Consider the following 18,279-nt stretch of genomic DNA (forward strand, 5'->3'; position numbering starts at 1 on the left):
TGACCTTCCGAGTTGGGAACAACTGCCCGGGCATCTGCCCGCTGGCAGCCTGTCGGCATTTTCAAGAACGATCCGATCCGCATAACTCGTGGACAGTGCCGCTGTGCAATGAAAAAGGGCGCCCCGAAGGACGCCCTTTCCCGTATCTGCCAGGGGCAGGGGGATGATTACATCATGCCGCCCATGCCGCCCATGCCGCCCATGTCGGGCATGCCGGCGCCAGCCTGGCCTTTCGGCTCGGGCTTTTCGGCGATCATGGCTTCGGTGGTGATCAGCAGACCGGCAACCGATGCTGCATCTTCCAGCGCGGTGCGGACAACTTTCGCCGGGTCGATGACGCCGAATTTGAACATGTCGCCATATTCTTCGGTCTGAGCGTTGAAGCCGAAGGCTTTGTCGTCGGATTCGCGGATCTTGCCGGCCACGACAGCGCCGTCGACGCCGGCGTTTTCAGCGATCTGGCGCATCGGAGCTTCCAGCGCGCGGCGGACGATGGCAACGCCAGCTTCCTGATCCGCGTTTTCGCCTTTGAGGCCTTCGAGTGCCTTGGCGCCCTGAACCAGAGCAACACCACCGCCGACAACGACGCCTTCCTGAACAGCCGCGCGAGTTGCGTTCAGTGCGTCATCGACGCGGTCCTTGCGCTCTTTAACTTCGACTTCGCTCATGCCGCCGACGCGGATGACGGCAACACCGCCTGCCAGTTTGGCAACGCGCTCTTGCAGTTTTTCCTTGTCGTAGTCCGAGGAGGTTTCCTCGATCTGCTGACGGATCTGGCTGACACGTGCTTCGATCTCGGACTTGTCACCATTGCCGTCGACGATGGTGGTGTTGTCTTTGTTGATCGTGACCTTCTTGGCGGTGCCAAGCATGTCGATGGTGACGTTTTCCAGCTTCATGCCCAGGTCTTCGCTGATGACCTGACCACCGGTCAGGATGGCGATGTCCTGCAGCATGGCCTTGCGGCGATCGCCGAAGCCCGGTGCCTTGACGGCTGCGATTTTCAGACCGCCGCGCAGCTTGTTGACGACCAGCGTTGCCAGAGCTTCGCCTTCGACGTCTTCTGCGATGATCAGCAGGGGTTTGCCCGACTGAATGACCGATTCCAGCAGCGGAACCATCGGCTGCAGCGACGAGAGTTTTTTCTCGTGCAGCAGGATGTAGACGTCTTCCAGATCCGCGACCATCTTGTCGGGGTTGGTGACGAAATAGGGCGACAGGTAGCCGCGGTCGAACTGCATGCCTTCGACGACTTCGACTTCGGTCTCCATGCCTTTGTTTTCTTCGACGGTGATGACACCCTCGTTTCCGACTTTCTGCATGGCGTCAGCGATCTGACGGCCGATCGAAGCTTCGCCATTGGCCGAGATCGTGCCGACCTGAGCGACTTCGTCGCTGTCGTTGACCGGACGCGAAGCCGCTTTGATCGACTCGACCACTTTCGAGGTCGCCAGGTCGATGCCGCGCTTCAGATCCATCGGGTTCATGCCGGCAGCAACAGCCTTCATGCCTTCTTTGACGATGGCTTGTGCCAGAACGGTGGCGGTGGTGGTGCCGTCGCCAGCTTCGTCATTGGTGCGCGAAGCAACTTCGCGGACCATCTGAGCGCCCATGTTTTCGAACTTGTCGGTCAGCTCGATTTCCTTGGCAACCGAAACACCGTCTTTGGTGATGCGCGGCGCGCCGAAGGATTTGTCGATCACGACGTTGCGGCCTTTGGGGCCCAGGGTCACCTTGACCGCATCCGCAAGGATGTTGACGCCTTTCAGCATCCGGTCGCGGGCGTCGGTACCAAATTTGACTTCTTTACCAGCCATTTGAATCTCCTGAATTAATCGTTGAAGGTTGCGTTTCCGGGGCGTCGATTACGAAATGATGCCCAGGATGTCGCTTTCCTTCATGATCAGCAGCTCTTCGCCGTCGATCGTGACTTCGGTGCCCGACCATTTGCCGAACAGCACCCGGTCGCCCGCTTTGACCGTGGGTGCGATCAGCTCGCCCGAGTCCTTGCGCGCACCTTCGCCGACAGCGATGATTTCGCCTTCAGCGGGTTTTTCTTTAGCGCTGTCGGGGATGATCAGACCGCCTTTGGTCTTTTCTTCCGACTCGACGCGGCGGACCAGCACGCGGTCATGCAGCGGTTTGAATGCCATTTTGAACACTCCGATGTTTCAGGTTGCAGTGTCGTGTTGTTGGCACTCACCTTCGGCGAGTGCCAATGCAGGTGATCTAGGAGAGGCGGAGGGCACTGTCAACGGCGCTGATCAAGAAAATCTCGCTGGCGGTGGAGCTTGGCGCGTTCTTGTGTCAGCCTGCGTGAAATAGGGCGTCACTTGGCCTGTCTGACAGAATACCGGAGAGTGGATATGCGTTTTGGGCTAACTGCTGCTGCCTTGTTTCTTGGCCTTGCTGGAGCCGGTGTCGCGGGGGAATGCGTCGGCCAGAATCTGTTCGAGACCATGCCGCCCCAGCAGCGCGCGCGGATCGAGGAGGCGGTCCGCAAGGTGCCTTACCACGAAGGGTTGTTCTGGCGCGCCCGTCGGGGCGATGAGGTCATCACCATCGTGGGCAGCTATCATTTCGCCGATCCACGGCATCAGGCCAATCTGAAGCGGATCGAGGCCCCCCTGGTCGCTGCCGACGTGCTGTTGGTCGAAGCCGGTCCCGAAGAAGAGGCGCGGCTGACACAGGCCCTGACCGAAGATCCCACGCTGATGGTCGATCCGACCGGCCCGACCCTGCCGGAACGGCTGCGCCCGGAGGAATGGCAGGCCCTTTCTGATGCCATGGCGTTGCGTGGCACACCTGCGGTCGTCGCGGCAAAGCTGCGTCCCTGGTATGTCGCGATGATGCTGGGGATTTCACCCTGCATGATGCAGGGCCGGGCCAATGACGGTGCGGCGGGGTTGGATCATTTGCTGGTCGCGCGGGCCCGGGACATGGGTGTTCCGGTGCAGCCGCTCGAGCCCTGGGACACGGTATTTTCCCTGTTCGAGGACATGACCCCGGCGCAAGAAATCGACATGATCCGGGCGTCCCTGCCGACGGCGGCCTATGCCGATGACTATGCCGTCACCCTGACGGACGCCTATTTCGAAGGCGATGTCTGGAAGATATGGGAGTTCGGTCGCTTTGACGCCTATGAAAACTCGGGGCTGTCGCGCGCAGAGGTTGATGACCTGATGGAACTGGCACGCACGCAGTTGATGGACCGGCGCAATCAGCGCTGGATCGCCCCTCTGACCCGGGCCGCCCATCAGGCGGCCCGGCGTGGCAAGGGGGTCATGGCCGGTTTCGGGGCCTTGCATCTGCCCGGCGAGATGGGCGTGCTGCGCCTGCTGGAAAAGCAGGGATGGACGATCGAGAAGCTGGAGGGGTGATCACCGTTCCCGCGATCTGCTGCGTCCGCCGGGACGGTTCTGGCGAAGCTCATGGGCCAGGCCGTGCTCGGGTTCCTCTGGTTCGTCCCTTTCTTTCGCGGCCGGCGCCTGCTGCGCGTGATCAAAGCGTTCCATCAGGGCGTTTTCAAGATTGCGGTTCAATTCGCGGCTGAGCTGCACATATTCGGCGTTCTGATCCAGCGGCACACCCGGCTTCCATACCTGTGCCAGTTCGCGCAGCGAGGCGCGGTCAAGCCGATAGAAGATGCGCTCCAGTTCGGATGCCTCATATTCGGAAAGACCTGCGTTCTCCAACACATAGCGCCCGGCACGCAGAGAGCTGTCAAAGGTCTCGCGCACGATGTCATTGGCGCCGGAACTGTACAGCTCATAGACATTCACCCGGTCGCGCGCGCGGGCGATGATATGCAGATCGGGGCGGCGCTCGCGGGCAAAGTGGATCAGTTTGAGATTGGCCGCCGGATTGTCCAGCGCAGCGACAAGGATGCTGGCCTTGTCCAGCCCCGCGGCCAGCAGGATCTCGGGGCGGGTCGGATCACCGAAATACCCCTTGAAGCCAAAGCGGCGCATCAGCTGGATCAGTTTCAGGTCATGATCCAGAACGGTGGTCTGAAAGCCCGACATGGTCACCAGACGGTTGACGACCTGTCCGAACCTTCCGACCCCTGCGATGATGATGGGCTGTTGTTCGGTGATGTCATCGGGGGGCTCGGTCACCCCTGCTTCGGCCAGCCGGCGCGTCACCTGCGCATGCAGGATGAACAGCAATGGCGTGCACAGCATGGTCAGAGCAATGACCAGCAGGACCGATTGCGCAAGTTCGGTCGGCAGGATTGCCAGCGACACCGCGAAAGAGACCAGCACGAAACCGAATTCACCCGCCTGTGCCAGCGACAGCGTGAACAGCGAACGGTCCTTGTGCCGCATATGCGAGGATCGGCCGATCAGCCAGAGGATCAGCGCCTTGACCGCGATCAGCCCGGCCGTGGCCGACAGGATCGGAACGGGGTTCTGCGCCAGAATGGTGAAGTTCATTCCTTCGCCGACGGTCACGAAGAACAGACCCAGCAGAAGCCCCTTGAATGGCTCGATCTGGGATTGCAGTTCGTGGCGCAACTCGGAACTTGCCAGGGTGACACCTGCCAGAAAGGTTCCAAGGGCAGGCGACAGGCCGACAAGGATCATCAGCGATGCAATCCCGACCACGATCAGCAAGGCCATGGCGGTTTCCATCTCGGGCAGATGCGAGGACACGACGAGACGAAAGATCGGGCGGATCAGATATTGCCCCAGAACGATCACCACGGCCACGGCCCCAAGCGTGACCAGGGTGACCCCCCATCCGGGAAGTTGGGCCATGAAGACCTCGCCAATATGATCTTCTCCATGAGAATCGCCCATGCTGCCGGAATAGGGGGCCAGCAACGGCATCAGCGCGATCATCGGAATGACCGCGATATCCTGCGTCAGCAGCACGGAAAAGGCCGAGCGACCTCCGGCGGTCTGCATCAACCCTTTCTCCGAAAGGGTTTGCAGGACAATTGCGGTCGAACTGAGCGACAGGATCATGCCCAGAGCCAGAGAGCTGGACCAGCCAAGGTCAAAGATGAAGGCCGCCAATGTGGCGATGACCGCAACCGAGATGGACACCTGTGCAACGCCCAGCCCGATCAGCTTGTGGCGCATGTTCCACAGGCTGCGTGGTTCCAGTTCCAGACCGATCAGGAACAGCATCATCACCACGCCGAATTCCGCAAAATGCTGCAAATCTGCGGTTTTGTTACCGGTCAGGTGAAGCACTGGCCCGATCAGGATGCCGCAGATCAGGTACCCCAGCACCGAACCAAGGCCCAGCCGTGCCGAGATGGGGACCGCGACGACCATGGTGATCAGATAGACTGTCGAGAGAAGCAGGAAATTGTCCATTATTTCCCGCTCAACACCGACAGTTGCTGGGGACGGCCGCCTTTCACATAGGTGATGCGGCTGTCGCCGATATCGGTGATGGTTCCGCCATTGATCCTGTCACCCAGGCGCAGGGTGATGATGCGCCCGTTGGACAGTCGGACCAGCGCGCGACTTGCCTTGCCCGCACCGATCGTGCCGATGATCTGGGTCCGACTCAACTGGATGCCGTCCTTGACCGTGGCTGCCTGGGCGGCGCTGCCCTGACCCCGGCCCGTTGGCAGGGTGGCCTGCAGCTCGGGCTCATTCTCGGCTTCGGGTGGCATGTAATTCTGTTTGCGTGCGGCTGCCGCGCGGGCTTCGGCCTGAGCCTGTGCGCGGGCGCGGGCCTCGGCCTGTGCGCGGGCGCGCGCCTCGGCCTGGGCATCAGCCTGGGCACGGGCACGGGCACGCGCCTCGGCCTGGGCCTGAAGCTCGGCATCAAGGCGGCGTTGTTCGGCGATCTCGGCCTGGCGCTTCTGGTTCATGGCGGCTTCGCGCAAGTCTTCGGTGGTCGGGGTCGAGGGTTTGGCCGCGCGTGCCCCGCTATTGCGACTGCGGCGTGGCGGCAGGGCTGATGTGCGAAGCGCCGTCAAAGCGACGGCGCCCGGTGTGGCACTGCTGGAGGAAACGGCGGCGGCGATCGCATCTTCGACCGCCCCGGCAGAAAGGCTGGCATTGCCCGGGCCGGGATCGCGCCCCGATTGCGCGGCAATCGTTCTGGGGCGCGATTGGGGGCGCGACGAACTGGTCATGCCCGAAACGCGACCGGGCGGCGCTGCAGTGGCAGGGGCTGCCTTTCCGATGACGCTGGCGCGCGGAATCGGCCGATCACTGGCAGCCACCGCCTCGGCCACGGCGGCGCGTACGGCGTCATTTGATGGACGCGATACGGAAACCGGTCTGCGGGCCGGGCGAGCATCGGCCAACCGGATCAGCCTGCGCTCATCAGGACTGAGCCCGCTTGCGCCAGCCTGCGCCGAACGCAGATTTCGCATCAGCTCTTGGACAAAGGCTTCTTCCGCGGCGGTCAGACGTGTCGGCGCGCGATCCTCGCTGGCACTGCCTTCCTCCAGCAGGGTCAGACTTGCCGGGCGCTCGGGCGGACGTGGGACAGATGACGATGAGGTCACTGTCGGCGCCTTTTCCGGCGTCGGAGCAGAAGCAGATGTCGATGTCTGGCCTCGGGACGGGCGTGACGGCGGGCGCGCGGTGGTTGGCACCGATTTCACCTCGGGTGCCTTGACCTCTGCGGGGGCTGCGGCGGGAGTCGGTGCCGGTGCCGGTGCCGGTGCCGGACGGGCGGGGCGTGACGGCGGCCGTTCGCCACTGACCCGGGGTGGCTCGGGCTGGTCGCGTTGCTCAAAAGGCAGCGGGTTTACCGGAACCGTGGGAAGCTTGTCGGGTCTTGCCGGTGCGCTTGTGCGTGTTGGCGGCGCAATGGGTGGACGGGCGGAACTGCGCAGTCGCGAAGTCGGTGTGACATTGACCGCGGGTGCCGCCACCGCCGCAACCGGCGCGCGCTCTTCCCGGGCTTCGGCGCGCGATTGCGCCACGGCTTCCGGGGGCACATCCGTTGCCGCGGACGCCGTGTCAGGTGTTGCCAGGTCCGGATTTTCCGTGCCGTCCTCGGTCCGGGTGCGACTTCCTGGCCCGGCATCATTTGCCTGCGCCGCCGCATCGATAGCCTCGGAGAGGGCGCGGGTCAAAGCGTCCTGCGACGGGCTGGACAGGGGTTCGGCAGCCGCCGGTTCATCAGCAGTCCGGACCGGAGATTGCGCGACATCGGCCGATGCTTCTGCCTCAAGCTCTGCCTCGGGTACGAACTCAGCATCAGGGGCCGCTTCGGGGATGCTGGCGAGTCCTTGCATGTCGCCGGTGTCGGGCGCGATTGCTTCGGACGCGAGGCCATCGATGCCATCCTCGGGATTGGCGGCGGACTGTGAAACTGTCGGCAATGCTGCGGGTTCGTTGGCGGCCTGTTCTTGCGGTGCCTCTGCCCTTTCCGCAGGCTGAACCTGGGGTTCTGCCGTTGGCGGTGTCTGGGCGGGTTTGCTGCCAAACACCAACAGGACCAGAAAGAGCAGGACCAGAAGTCCACCCAGAAGAAGCGTCAGCTTGCCCGGAGCCGCTCTGCGCAGCAGGGCCATCAGGGCGGATTCCGAAACCTGCTGCCCCTCTGCCTGATCGGCGCGTCTGGCCCGTGCCTCGGCGGCCCGAGCATGCACCGCTTCGGCGCGTGGTGACATATTGCGCTTGCCGGGGGCGGGTTTCGGATCGCCGTGACGGATGACCGCCGGTGCCCTGGGGGGCTCTGGCCGGGTCGCAGGTTCCGGCGTTGGCTCTGGCCTTGTAACGATGGTCGCCGGTGCTTTCGCAACGTTCTCTTTCGTGGCCACAGGCCTGGCTGGTGCCTTGGCAGCGCGAGGATAGTGATGCGCAATCACGCGGCTGATCGCGGCGGTTTCTGCCGCGGACTCGGGAGGCATGTCGAGGGTATTTTCCTCGGGTGCCTCATCTTCAGACGGCGTTTCGATGACGGGCGCGGTAACGCGGGCCTTGCTCAGATCCGGTTCGCTGAAAGGCGGGCGACTGGGTGTGTCGGCGTGCAGCGTGCTCAGACCGAAATCGGGCTGGCCTTCAAAACGCTCATCACCCGGACGTGCGACGAATGCAGAGGGGACGAACCCCTGGGCGCGGGCGAATTCCTCGGCCTCTTCCAATGTGCGCCGGGCGACCGCGGCCACCCGCAGGGTTTCGATGTCACCATTTTCCGAGGGGCACCAGTCGAATGCCAGATCTTCGGCCCGGTATGGGGTGACGGCTTCCAGTGCGCGGCCGACCGCAGCAGCGGTATCGGCACCAACGGGAACCGTCAGGGTGGTGTAAAGAATCTGATCGTCGGGAATGACCAGAACGGTTTCGGACAAACCCGAAATATCGCCCGCTGATCGGCGCAGGGCATTCAGTCTGTCGGTCATTTCGCGACCTGCAAAACGCACCTGACCAAGCAAGCGCCAGTCAAGGCCCTCGCGCCGTTCAAGCAAGACAGCTTCCTGTGTGAAGCTCATGGCAAATTCAGGGGCGGCGGCGTGTTGGTTCATTTTTTGCTTCGCTGCTCGAATATGATCGCGGGGCCTGGGTCCGCGATATGGTGGGATTAGCCAGATTTACCGCAAATGCTGGTATGAGGAAAGGACATCTGGCGTATCTGTGAACGCAATTTAATGGACCTTTCGCAAGGAAGGCGAGATGAATTGGGCGGCAATTTCATTTACCAGAAGGATTAGTCATGTATCGATTTCCCGTTCAGCTTGGCCGAACAGCTTTGATCGCGTCCACGGTTCTTGCACTTTGGGCCGTCGGGCCTGCGGACGCCGGCCCGGGCAAGAGTGGCGGCATGACGCATGGCGGTGCCATGTGCCAACAGGACATCGGGCGGCTGACAGTGACGGGGCAGGGCGAGGCGCGCCTGGTCCCGGATATGGCCAGCATTCAGGTCGGCGTTACCACCCAGGGGGAAAGCGCCGCCGAAGCGATGTCGCAGAACTCGGCGCAGCAGGGTGCCGTGATCGAGGCGCTGAAGGCTGCGGGGATCGTCGGCAAGGACATCCAGACTTCGGGGCTGAATCTAAGCCCGATGATGGATTACGGTGACAACCGTGCCCCGCGGGTCACCGGCTATCAGGCACGCAATATGGTATCGGTGCGGGTCAGCGATCTTGCCGCTCTGGGCGAGGTCCTGGATGCTTTGGTGACGGCAGGGGCCAATGAAATCAACGGCATCTCATTCGGGCGCGAGGATGGCCGCGAGGCCGAGGACGAGGCCCGTCGCGCTGCCGTTCAGGATGCCCGTCACAAGGCCGGAATCCTGGCCGAGGCCGCCGGTCAGAAACTGGGGCGTGTCATTCGGATGCAGGCCAGCGCCCAGTCGGGTGGTGGACCACGCCCGATGATGATGCGCGCCGAAGCCAGCATGTCCAAGGATGTTCCCGTCGAGGCTGGTGAACTGTCCTTTGGTGCGCAGGTGCAGATGGAATTCGCACTGATCGACGAAAATGCCTGCGCGCCACGGCCCGATCGCAAGAAGGGTCACAAGGGCAAGGATGGCGCCGCGCACAATCAGGCAGATGCCCCGGCACAGGGTGAGGCCACCGAATGACCGACACCGTATAACCGGGGCCGGGCAATGACGCAGAACGGGCGGCAGATCGCCGCCCGTTTCATCTTTGCTTCAGCTATCTGCCGGACTCAGGCGGTTGCCTTGGCCAGAGCCTGATCCAGATCCGCAATCAGGTCATCGACATTTTCAATGCCGATGGACAGTCGAACGACCTCGGGCGCGGCCCCGGCTGCGCGCTGTTGTTCTTCGGTCAGCTGGCGATGGGTGGTCGAGGCCGAATGGATCACCAGCGATCGCGCATCGCCCAGATTGGCGACATGGCTGAACAGTTCCAGCGAATCGACCAGCTTGACCGCTGCCTCATAGCCTCCCTTGATCGAGAAGGTGAACAAAGAGCCGGTGCCCTTGGGATAGAGACGCTTGGCTGTTTCGTTCCAGGGCGAGGACTGCAGCCCCGCATAGGTGACCGAGGTCACGCGCGGATCCTTCTCCAGCCATTCCGCGACCTTCTGGGCGTTCTCGACATGGCGCGGCATCCGCAGGCCAAGGGTCTCGATCCCCATCAGCGTATAATGCGCACCTTGCGGGTTCATGGTCATGCCAAGGTCACGCAGACCGATGGCAATGCCGTGGAAGGTAAAGGCCAATGCCCCGAAGGTCTCGTGAAACTTCAGCCCGTGATAGGCAGGCTCGGGGGCCGAGAGGCTGGGAAATTTGTCGCTGGCAGACCAGTCGAACTTGCCGCTGTCGACAACCACGCCACCGGTCACGGTGCCATTGCCGGTCATGAATTTGGTCAGGCTGTGGACGACAAGCGTTGCACCCATTTCGATGGGGCGGCACAGGAAGGGCGTGGCCAGGGTATTGTCCACGATCAGCGGGATGCCGGCCGCATCTGCAATTTCGGCCACGGCAGGAATGTCGGTGACATAGCCGCCGGGATTCGAAATCGATTCGCAGAAGATCGCGCGGGTGTCATCGTCAATCGCCTCGCGCAGCGCCTCCATATCGTCGAGATCGACGAATTTCGCCGACCAGCCAAAGCGCTTGATCGTATGGCTGAACTGCGTGACCGTGCCACCGTAAAGGCGTGTCGAGGCGATGATATTCTTGCCCGGTCCCATCAGCGGGAACAGCGCCATGATCTGTGCAGCATGACCCGAAGAACAGCAAACAGCGCCCGCGCCACCTTCCAGCGCCGCGACACGGTTCTGCAGCGCGGCCACCGTCGGATTGGTCAGGCGCGAATAGATGTATCCGACCTCTTCCAGGTTGAACAGACGCGCGGCATGATCGGCATCGCGGAACTGATAGGAGGTGGACTGATAGATCGGTACCTGCCGCGCACCGGTCGCGGGATCAGCATCCGTGCCGGCGTGAATTGCCAGCGTGTCGATGTCGTAGTTATGGGCCATGTTCGTTTCCCTCTGTTTCGCGCGCACAGTAGTCTTGCAAGCCCTGATGCATCAATGCCGTTTTTTCGACGCCCTCGCCCATGGTGCCGGATATGGCAGGGTGCCACCCGTGTCAGGCTCAGCTTCCTCGTTCGCGATATCAGTCCACGCGTGATCGGGCGGCGTCTGAAACGGCGCGTCAGCACCCATCGTCACACATCCCTTCGCCGGACGAAAAAGACCCCCATCGCGCGCTGCCGTTTACATCTGATGTCTGTCAATCGCTCGACATGAACAGGGCTCAGTCGGAGTGTCGTCTCAGGAACGCCAAAGGTCATGAAATCGCGCAAGGGACATCTGGGACCACGAGGTATCCCGGGGCATGAAATGTTGCTATGGCTTCAAACAGGAATGAACATATCATCCCTAAAAATTCCAATGTAAACAATGGAAAATGGCGGAGAGACAGGGATTCGAACCCTGGGAACCCTCTCGGGCTCAACGGTTTTCGAGACCGCCCCGTTCGACCACTCCGGCACCTCTCCGCGCTTTGGTGTGGTGAGGCGGGGATTTAGAGGGGAAGGGGTTGAAGTGCAAGAGGGTTTCAACGAAAAAAAGCCGGAACTTGCGAAAGGCGCAAATATGCTGAGGATTTTCTCTGTGGTTGCTGCCGTGATGGCGTTGTCTTTCGCGGTTGTTCCCATGTCGATGGCAACGCCTCACGGGCGAATCGCGGCCACTGAGGCTGGGATTCTGCGCATATGGCAGGATCTGGACATGGCGGCCTTGATGCCCATCCTTCATGACGAGGCGCTGATCGAAGCTGCGCAGATGCAGGAAAACATGGGACGGCGCGCAGGGAATGCTGTCTGGTTGCGGACCGTGTCGCGCATTCACTCGCCGCAGCGGCTGAAACGGCATTTCATGCAGGGCGCGGCAGAAGCACTGAAAGGCCGTCAGGCCGATCGCATTGAAAGGGCACTGACCTTCTATCAGACCGATCTGGGGCGTCGCGTGCTGCGATTGGAGACCGAGGCGCGCCGCGCCATGCTGGACCCGGATACCGAAGCGCGGGCAGAAAAGGCCTTTTGGGATGCCGCCAACCGCGACCATCCGCGAATCGACCAGATTGAACGCCTGATCGAGGGCGCCGACCTGATCACGCCCAATGTTGCAGGCGGTTTGAATGCGCTGATGGCGTTCTCGCGCGGGTTCGCGGAAGGGGGCGGTTTCGATATCCCCAAGGATGAACAGCAGATGCTTGATGAAGCATGGGCGCAGGAAGAGGAGATCCGCGCCCAGACCATCGACTGGATGGAAGCCTATCTTTTCCTTGCCTATGCGCCGCTAAGCGATGACGAGCTTGAAACCTATATCCGTTTCGCGAAATCCCCCGAGGGCAAGGCGCTGTCAGCGGTGCTCTTTGCCGGCTTTGACGCCCTGTTCCAGCAGACATCCTGGGAATTGGGCCTTGCGGCGGCGGGCCATATGCAAGGTGACCATCTTTGACTCGGGTTCTTCATCTGGTCGGGCCGCTCGCGGCACCCGAAATGATTGCCGCGCTTGATCTGAAGGTGGAAGCTCCAGATCGTCGTTTGACGGGCGGGCTGAGGGGTGGACTTCGCGCCGGACTTCCGGGCCAGCAATGGCCGGTGCTTCGGGCGGCTGACGCGGTCCTGGATCATGCCGTGGTCAGAGCGAACGCCAAGCTGGAGCGCTATGCCAGCGTGATGGGGCTGAAGCCCGTCAACTGGCAGGGCGTTCGGATTCTTGGTGCGCAACCTGACGGTCAGGACGCTGTGCCTTGGCGCCCCGAGTCACAATCGCTGCAGCTGGTCGCGGCGATTGCCCGGGAGATTCTCGATGCGGACCCTGATATGAGTGCCGAAGATATTGCCTCCCGGCTGCCGATGATTGCGGTCTGGGCCGACAGCAGGCTGCGCGCGGCGAATGGTCCCGTTTCAGGCGGCAAGATCGTCGACATGCGCGCAAGCTCGGACGTCAGGATTGCCGACCGCAGTCAGCCCTTTGCCGGTTTCTTTGCTGTCGAACGGCAGACACTGACCCACCGCAGGCATAAGGGTGGTTTCACTCCTCAGATGACACGCGAGGCCTTCGTCATGGGCGACGCCGTCGTGGTGTTGCCATGGGACCCGGTCCGCGACCGGGTTCTGGTGATCGAACAGTTCCGCTTTGCGCCCTTCATTCGCCATGATCCTCAGCCCTGGTTGCTCGAGCCGATTGCCGGTCGAATCGACGCGGGAGAAACCGCAGAACAGGCGGCGCGGCGCGAGACCCGTGAAGAGGCCGATCTTTCGCTGACGCGGCTGTTCCCGGCATTTCACCACTACCCAAGTCCCGGCGCGGCGGCCGAATTTCTGTATATGTATGTAGGGATTGCCGATCTGCCCGATGACAGTGCGGGGATCCATGGGCTGGCCGGAGAGGTCGAGGACATCCGGGGCCATTTGCTTGATCGCGACGAGTTGATGCGGATGGTTCTGGCCAATGAAATCTCCAACGGACCCCTGGCAGGTCTGGCGCTGTGGCTGCAGCATCAGAAAGCGGCCCTGCGCAAGGAACTTTACGGGGCCTGATCGCTTGGGGACGGGGTTGCCCCTGTGGGACCGCCACGTGTAGGAATGCGGAAACGAATGAACTGCTGAAAAGGTCGATCGCCATGTCCATCTGCTCTGATTTGTCCTCCGCGATCGGCAATACGCCCCTGATCCGTCTCAACCGTGCCAGCGAGGCAACCGGTTGCGAAATCCTGGGCAAGGCCGAATTCCTGAACCCCGGTCAATCGGTCAAGGATCGCGCAGCTCTCTATATCATCAAGGATGCGGTGGCGCGCGGTGCGCTGAAGCCCGGGGGCACGATTGTCGAAGGGACCGCGGGCAACACCGGGATCGGGCTGGCTCTGGTCGGAGCCTCGCTGGGGTTCAAATCGGTAATCGTGATCCCCGAGACCCAAAGCCAGGAAAAGAAGGACATGTTGCGTCTGGCCGGGGCGACCCTGGTCGAGGTTCCTGCCGCGCCCTACAAGAACCCCAACAACTATGTGCGTTATTCCGGGCGCTTGGCGGAAGCCCTGGCCAAGACCGAACCCAATGGCGCGATCTGGGCAAACCAGTTCGACAATACCGCCAACCGGCAGGCCCATGTCGAAACCACCGGCCCCGAGATATGGGAGCAGACTGGCGGCAAGGTTGACGGATTTACCTGTGCGGTCGGCTCGGGCGGAACGCTGGCGGGCGTGGCCATGGCCCTGCAGCCCAAGGGGGTCAAGATCGGTCTGGCCGACCCCGAGGGTGCGGCGCTGCATTCCTTCTATACCACCGGCGAATTCGCCAGCCCCGGAAGCTCGATCACCGAAGGCATCGGGCAGGGGCGCATCACGGCCAATCTCGAAGGTTTCACGCCCGACTTCAGCTGGCGGATCCCCGATTCCGAAGCCTTGCCGATCATTTTCGACCTGCTGGAATTCGAGGGGCTTTGCCTTGGTGGTTCCTCGGGAATCAATGTCGCGGGTGCCATGCGGATGGCACGCGAGATGGGGCCGGGTCATACCATCGTGACGGTGCTTTGCGATTACGGCAACCGCTATCAGACCAAATTGTTCAATCCTGCATTCCTGCAGGCCAAGGGATTGCCGGTTCCCGCATGGATGGCTCGCAAGGCGCCTGAGTTGCCGGAAGTCTTCGAGGACTGATCATTCATGTTGCGCACATTTCTTGCCGTCTGGCTGACGGGTCTGTTCCTGTCGGCAACCTCTCTGGCCGCGCAGGATGTCGCAACACCTGACTATACCGTGTGGGAGTCCAGGGCGTCGCAGGCCGAAGCCCTGGTCGAAAATCCCGATGTGACGGATCAGCAGCTTACCGAGCTGCGCAGCGAACTGGCGGATTGGCGCAAGAAATTCCGCACGGGCGAAGAGGTGAATGCCACGCGCATCGCCTCTGTCAATGAACAGTTGAAGGCATTAGAGCCCGCTCCGGGCGAAGGGGAAACCGAAAGCGAAGATATTGCCCGGCGCAGGGCCGAACTGCAGGACTTGCTGTCGAAACTGCAAGCGCCCCAGCTTACCGCCGTCGAGGCATTCAGCCGGGCGGATGCGTTGATTCACCAGATCGACCGATTGAGCGACGCGCGTCAGGCGCTTGAACTGGCGCGGCTGTCGCCCTCGCCGCTGAGACCCGCCAGCCTTGCCGCCGCGGCCAAGGACAGCTTGCAACTGCTGGAAGGTTTCGGGGCCGAGGCCATCGAGATCGGCAAGACCAGCAGCTGGAGCAATATTTCGCCCCGGCTGCCGCAGGCTCTGGCCTATCTGATCGCGGCGATCATCCTGCTGACCTACGGTCGCCATTGGGTCAGATCCTTGCCTTCGCGCCTTTCGGTCCATGCCTCGGAATATTCGCGCTCGGTCGTGGTTTTCGTCGTGTCACTGGGGCAGATCGCCTTGCCGATGATCGGCGTCTACCTGGCGATCAATGCCGTGCGCGCCACCGGGCTGGCCGGCCCCTGGACGACGCCATTTCTTGACGCCTTGCCACAGGCGTTCATCATCTTCTTTGCCTTTGGCTGGCTGGGGCGGCAATTGTTTCCAAGGCAGGCGATCATCTATGATACGCTGACCATGGACGAGAGCCAGCGCAATCGCGCGCGTCGGATGCTGTCCGCGCTGTCCATCGTTTTCGCCATTCACCATGTCGCCTCCATGACATTGCTGCCCCAGTCGGGCCTTTACGGGCGCATCGGTGACAATATCACGCGTGTGCCCTTCGAGGTGTCGGATGCCTTTGTATCGGTTGGGCATTTCGCGATTCTGCTCTTGGGTGCCCTGCCATTGTTCCGGCTGGGATCGACATTGCGCAAACTGGATGCCGGCAAGAGCATTCACGGCAGGGCCTATCGTCACGGTGTCCTGAAATATTCAGGCATGCTGACCCGCATCGTGGTGGCAGTGTCGGTTCTGCTGGGGGCCTTGGGCTTCATCAATTTTGCCAATACGCTGTTCTGGCCCTGGACGCTGACGCTGACGCTGATCTGTGTTCTGGTGCTGCTGCAGGACTTCATCGCCGACGTCTATGCGTTGATCAAGCGCGGTGAGGAAGGCGCAAGGGACGGGCTCATCCCCCTGTTGCTGGGGTTCTTCCTGATCCTGCTGTCGGTTCCGCTGTTCCTGATCATCTGGGGCGCAAGGAGCGCCGAACTCAGCGAATATTGGTCCGCCGTGATAAGAGGCATCAGTGTCGGCGGCATCAATCTGTCGCCCGGCGTGGTGCTGACCTTCCTGATCGTGTTCGCCATCGGCTATTCGATCACCCGCGGGCTGCAAGGTGCGTTTCGCAATTCGATTCTGCCAAAGACCAAGCTGAATTCGGGCGGGCAGGCGGCGGTTGTCGCGGGCATTGGATATGTCGGCATCTTTCTTGCGGCGGTGATCGCGATTGTCTCGGCAGGTATCGACCTAAGTTCGCTGGCCATCGTGGCCGGGGCCCTGTCTGTCGGTGTCGGCTTCGGCCTGCAGAACATCGTGTCGAATTTCGTATCCGGCATCATCTTGCTGATAGAGCGTCCCGTCAGCGTGGGCGATTGGATCAGCGCCGGGGGACAGCAGGGGATCGTCAAAAGCATCTCCGTGCGCTCTACCCAGGTCGAAACCTTCGACAAGACCGAGGTCATCGTCCCCAACAGCGATCTGATCAGCCAGCCCGTGGTCAACTGGACACGGCACAATCTGACCGGCCGGATCATCATCCCGGTCAGGGTCGCCTATGGCACTGACACCCGCCATGTGGAACGGGTCTTGCTGGACATCATCGAGGATCAGCCGGTCGTCACCGTCGATCCGGCGCCCTCTGTCCTGTTCCGCGGCTTCGGCGAGAGCAGCCTCGACTTCGAAATCCGTGCTGTCCTCAGCGATGTGTCAGCAGGTCTCGGGGTGACCTCCGAGGTGTGCCATATCATCGCCGAGAGATTTGCCGAGGAAGGCATCAGGATGCCCTTCCCGCAGCAGGATATCTGGCTGCGCAACCCCGAGGCCCTGCGCGGCGACGCCATGCCCGAGACGCCTGCGGAACCCCGTGTTGCCACGCCCGGACGTCCTCGACCGCAGGGATCGACCCATGATCCCCGGATCACCTTTGATGATCCCGGTGAAGATGCCGGAGAGGGTGACGGCGGAGATCGCTGAGTGCGGGTGACGGTCGTCATGTCACAAGGGCGCTGCATGTCTTTGCAGCGCCCCTTTCATTTCTGCAGTGCAGTGCCAGGGCTGTCAGGCGGCGATGGATGGCGGCGCTTCGGAATTGTCGCTGCTGCCGTCATCGGGCAGCCCCTCGCGCGAGAGCAGCACCGCAACCGGGCGCAGCCAGGGGATATGGGCACATACGATCATCAGCGCCACCATGATGGGCACCGCCAGAAACATGCCCGGGATGCCCCAGACCGCGCCCCAGAAGGCCAGGCTGAGGATGATGCCAAAGCTGGACAGCCGCAACGTCTGCCCCAGCAGCATGGGATCCAGAACATTGCCGATGATGAATTGCACCAGGCTGCAGGCGGTGCCGACCAACAGGGTCAATGTCGTGTCGCCGCTGAGGACGAAGACAAGGACGACGGCAATGGCTGTCGCGATGATCGATCCAACCGAGGGAATGAAATTCAGCACGAAGGTCAGCAAGGCGACCGCTGCGGCCAGTTCAAGCCCGGCCAGATGAAATATCAGCCATACCGCGATGGCAGTCACACCGCTGACCGCTGTCTTGACGACCAGATAGCGGTTCACGCGATGCATGATGGAGCTAATGATGCGGCGTACCTGCAGGGCCTTCACCGGGTCGTTCGTCAGCCGCTCCATCTTGCTGGGAAACCAGACCTGCTCGGCAAACATGAAGCCCACAAACAGGATGACCAGCACGCTGCCCGACAGCACGCCCGAAGCCTGACCTGCCAGTGACCTGATCCAGCCGGTGATGTTGAAATTGGACAGGGCGGTCAGGACGCGCTCCTGCGCCTCGGGGCCCAAGCCTTCGGTCAGACCCGGCAAGGCAGCCTGGGCCTGTTCGGCATAGGCGATGGCGGTTACCACCACTTCGTTGACCTGGGCGACAATGGTGGTGGAGACCCAGAGAAGCCCCAGGGCGATCCCGATCAGCGCCAGCGTCGTTGCCAGCCAGTTCGGCACCTTCAACCGTGACGAAATGGCGAAAATGGCATCGGAGGTCAGCGAGAACAGGATGATCGCGATGGCCAGAGAAATCAGCAGAAAGCGTGCCTGAACCAGCATGAACAACAACAGAGCGAAAGCTATGATTCCAAGGAAGCCCGTCTGAAGTCTTTCGCGCAGAACTGCCTCGCCAGATCGCTGATCCAATCGCTACCTCACCCTGTATCTTCTGTGCCGGGCGGTGCT

Annotated in this window: 12 protein-coding genes and 1 tRNA gene; 6 read left to right on the forward strand and 7 right to left on the reverse strand. The window is 61.9% G+C overall.

Annotation, left to right across the window (positions count from 1 at the left end):
- Positions 1–167: 167 nt before the first annotated feature.
- A complete protein-coding gene (groL, locus tag JHW44_RS07375) occupies positions 168–1,817 on the reverse strand; it encodes a chaperonin GroEL (protein WP_089343573.1) in 1,650 nt (549 codons plus the stop codon).
- A gap of 48 nt (positions 1,818–1,865) precedes the next feature.
- Entirely contained in the window at positions 1,866–2,153 is a 288-nt protein-coding gene (gene groES, locus JHW44_RS07380; protein ID WP_089343572.1) for a co-chaperone GroES, read from the reverse strand.
- 213 nt (positions 2,154–2,366) lie between these two features.
- On the opposite strand from groES, the gene JHW44_RS07385 reads away from it, so the two are divergent.
- Complete coding sequence (locus tag JHW44_RS07385) at positions 2,367–3,380, forward strand: TraB/GumN family protein (RefSeq protein ID WP_089343571.1); 1,014 nt, start codon at positions 2,367–2,369, stop codon at positions 3,378–3,380.
- On the opposite strand, the gene JHW44_RS07390 is transcribed toward JHW44_RS07385, so the two are convergent.
- Together JHW44_RS07390 and JHW44_RS07395 are read right to left on the reverse strand one after the other, a co-directional pair.
- Complete coding sequence (locus JHW44_RS07390; RefSeq protein WP_089343570.1) at positions 3,381–5,327, reverse strand: cation:proton antiporter domain-containing protein; 1,947 nt, start codon at positions 5,325–5,327, stop codon at positions 3,381–3,383. It abuts the gene before it with no gap.
- Positions 5,327–8,449 (reverse strand): hypothetical protein, encoded by a 3,123-nt coding sequence (locus JHW44_RS07395; RefSeq protein ID WP_143811440.1) that lies wholly within the window; start codon positions 8,447–8,449, stop codon positions 5,327–5,329. Before JHW44_RS07395 ends, JHW44_RS07390 begins: the two co-directional genes overlap by 1 nt.
- 188 nt (positions 8,450–8,637) lie before the next feature.
- Between JHW44_RS07395 and JHW44_RS07400 the strand changes: the two genes are divergently transcribed.
- On the forward strand, positions 8,638–9,507 hold the full coding sequence (locus JHW44_RS07400) for an SIMPL domain-containing protein (RefSeq protein WP_089343568.1): 870 nt from the start codon (positions 8,638–8,640) through the stop codon (positions 9,505–9,507).
- Between the two features lie 89 nt (positions 9,508–9,596).
- Here JHW44_RS07400 and JHW44_RS07405 read toward each other — a convergent pair whose 3' ends face one another.
- Both JHW44_RS07405 and JHW44_RS07410 read right to left on the reverse strand, forming a co-directional pair.
- A complete protein-coding gene (locus JHW44_RS07405; RefSeq protein WP_089343567.1) occupies positions 9,597–10,883 on the reverse strand; it encodes an O-acetylhomoserine aminocarboxypropyltransferase/cysteine synthase family protein in 1,287 nt (428 codons plus the stop codon).
- Positions 10,884–11,317: 434 nt separating this feature from the next.
- A tRNA-Ser gene (locus JHW44_RS07410) sits at positions 11,318–11,407 on the reverse strand.
- 10 nt (positions 11,408–11,417) lie between these two features.
- On the opposite strand from JHW44_RS07410, the gene JHW44_RS07415 reads away from it, so the two are divergent.
- The 4 genes from JHW44_RS07415 (at position 11,418) to JHW44_RS07430 (ending at position 17,058) form a co-directional block, all read left to right on the forward strand.
- Positions 11,418–12,371, forward strand: coding sequence for a DUF2059 domain-containing protein (locus JHW44_RS07415; RefSeq protein WP_272850260.1), 954 nt, complete (start codon positions 11,418–11,420; stop codon positions 12,369–12,371).
- Complete coding sequence (locus JHW44_RS07420) at positions 12,368–13,459, forward strand: NUDIX domain-containing protein (protein ID WP_245846909.1); 1,092 nt, start codon at positions 12,368–12,370, stop codon at positions 13,457–13,459. The genes JHW44_RS07415 and JHW44_RS07420 overlap by 4 nt, the downstream gene beginning before the upstream one ends.
- 83 nt (positions 13,460–13,542) lie before the next feature.
- Positions 13,543–14,574 carry a cysteine synthase A gene (locus JHW44_RS07425; protein ID WP_089343565.1) on the forward strand — a complete coding sequence of 344 codons (1,032 nt, stop codon included), beginning with the start codon at positions 13,543–13,545 and terminating at the stop codon, positions 14,572–14,574.
- 6 nt (positions 14,575–14,580) lie between these two features.
- Positions 14,581–17,058 carry a DUF3772 domain-containing protein gene (locus JHW44_RS07430; protein WP_089343564.1) on the forward strand — a complete coding sequence of 826 codons (2,478 nt, stop codon included), beginning with the start codon at positions 14,581–14,583 and terminating at the stop codon, positions 17,056–17,058.
- An 84-nt stretch (positions 17,059–17,142) separates the two neighbouring features.
- Here JHW44_RS07430 and JHW44_RS07435 read toward each other — a convergent pair whose 3' ends face one another.
- Entirely contained in the window at positions 17,143–18,240 is a 1,098-nt protein-coding gene (locus JHW44_RS07435; protein WP_089343563.1) for an AI-2E family transporter, read from the reverse strand.
- Positions 18,241–18,279 lie beyond the last annotated feature (39 nt).

Origin of the sequence: Paracoccus seriniphilus, from assembly GCF_028553745.1 — a bacterium.
Taxonomy (GTDB): Bacteria; Pseudomonadota; Alphaproteobacteria; order Rhodobacterales; family Rhodobacteraceae; genus Paracoccus; species Paracoccus seriniphilus.

Coding starts and splice junctions, on each gene's coding strand:
- groL (WP_089343573.1), bottom strand. CDS start 1,817: ATGGCTGGTAAAGAAGTCAAATTTGGTACCGACGCCCGCGACCGGATG.
- groES (WP_089343572.1), bottom strand. CDS start 2,153: ATGGCATTCAAACCGCTGCATGACCGCGTGCTGGTCCGCCGCGTCGAG.
- JHW44_RS07385 (WP_089343571.1), top strand. CDS start 2,367: ATGCGTTTTGGGCTAACTGCTGCTGCCTTGTTTCTTGGCCTTGCTGGA.
- JHW44_RS07390 (WP_089343570.1), bottom strand. CDS start 5,327: ATGGACAATTTCCTGCTTCTCTCGACAGTCTATCTGATCACCATGGTC.
- JHW44_RS07395 (WP_143811440.1), bottom strand. CDS start 8,449: ATGAACCAACACGCCGCCGCCCCTGAATTTGCCATGAGCTTCACACAG.
- JHW44_RS07400 (WP_089343568.1), top strand. CDS start 8,638: ATGTATCGATTTCCCGTTCAGCTTGGCCGAACAGCTTTGATCGCGTCC.
- JHW44_RS07405 (WP_089343567.1), bottom strand. CDS start 10,883: ATGGCCCATAACTACGACATCGACACGCTGGCAATTCACGCCGGCACG.
- JHW44_RS07425 (WP_089343565.1), top strand. CDS start 13,543: ATGTCCATCTGCTCTGATTTGTCCTCCGCGATCGGCAATACGCCCCTG.
- JHW44_RS07430 (WP_089343564.1), top strand. CDS start 14,581: ATGTTGCGCACATTTCTTGCCGTCTGGCTGACGGGTCTGTTCCTGTCG.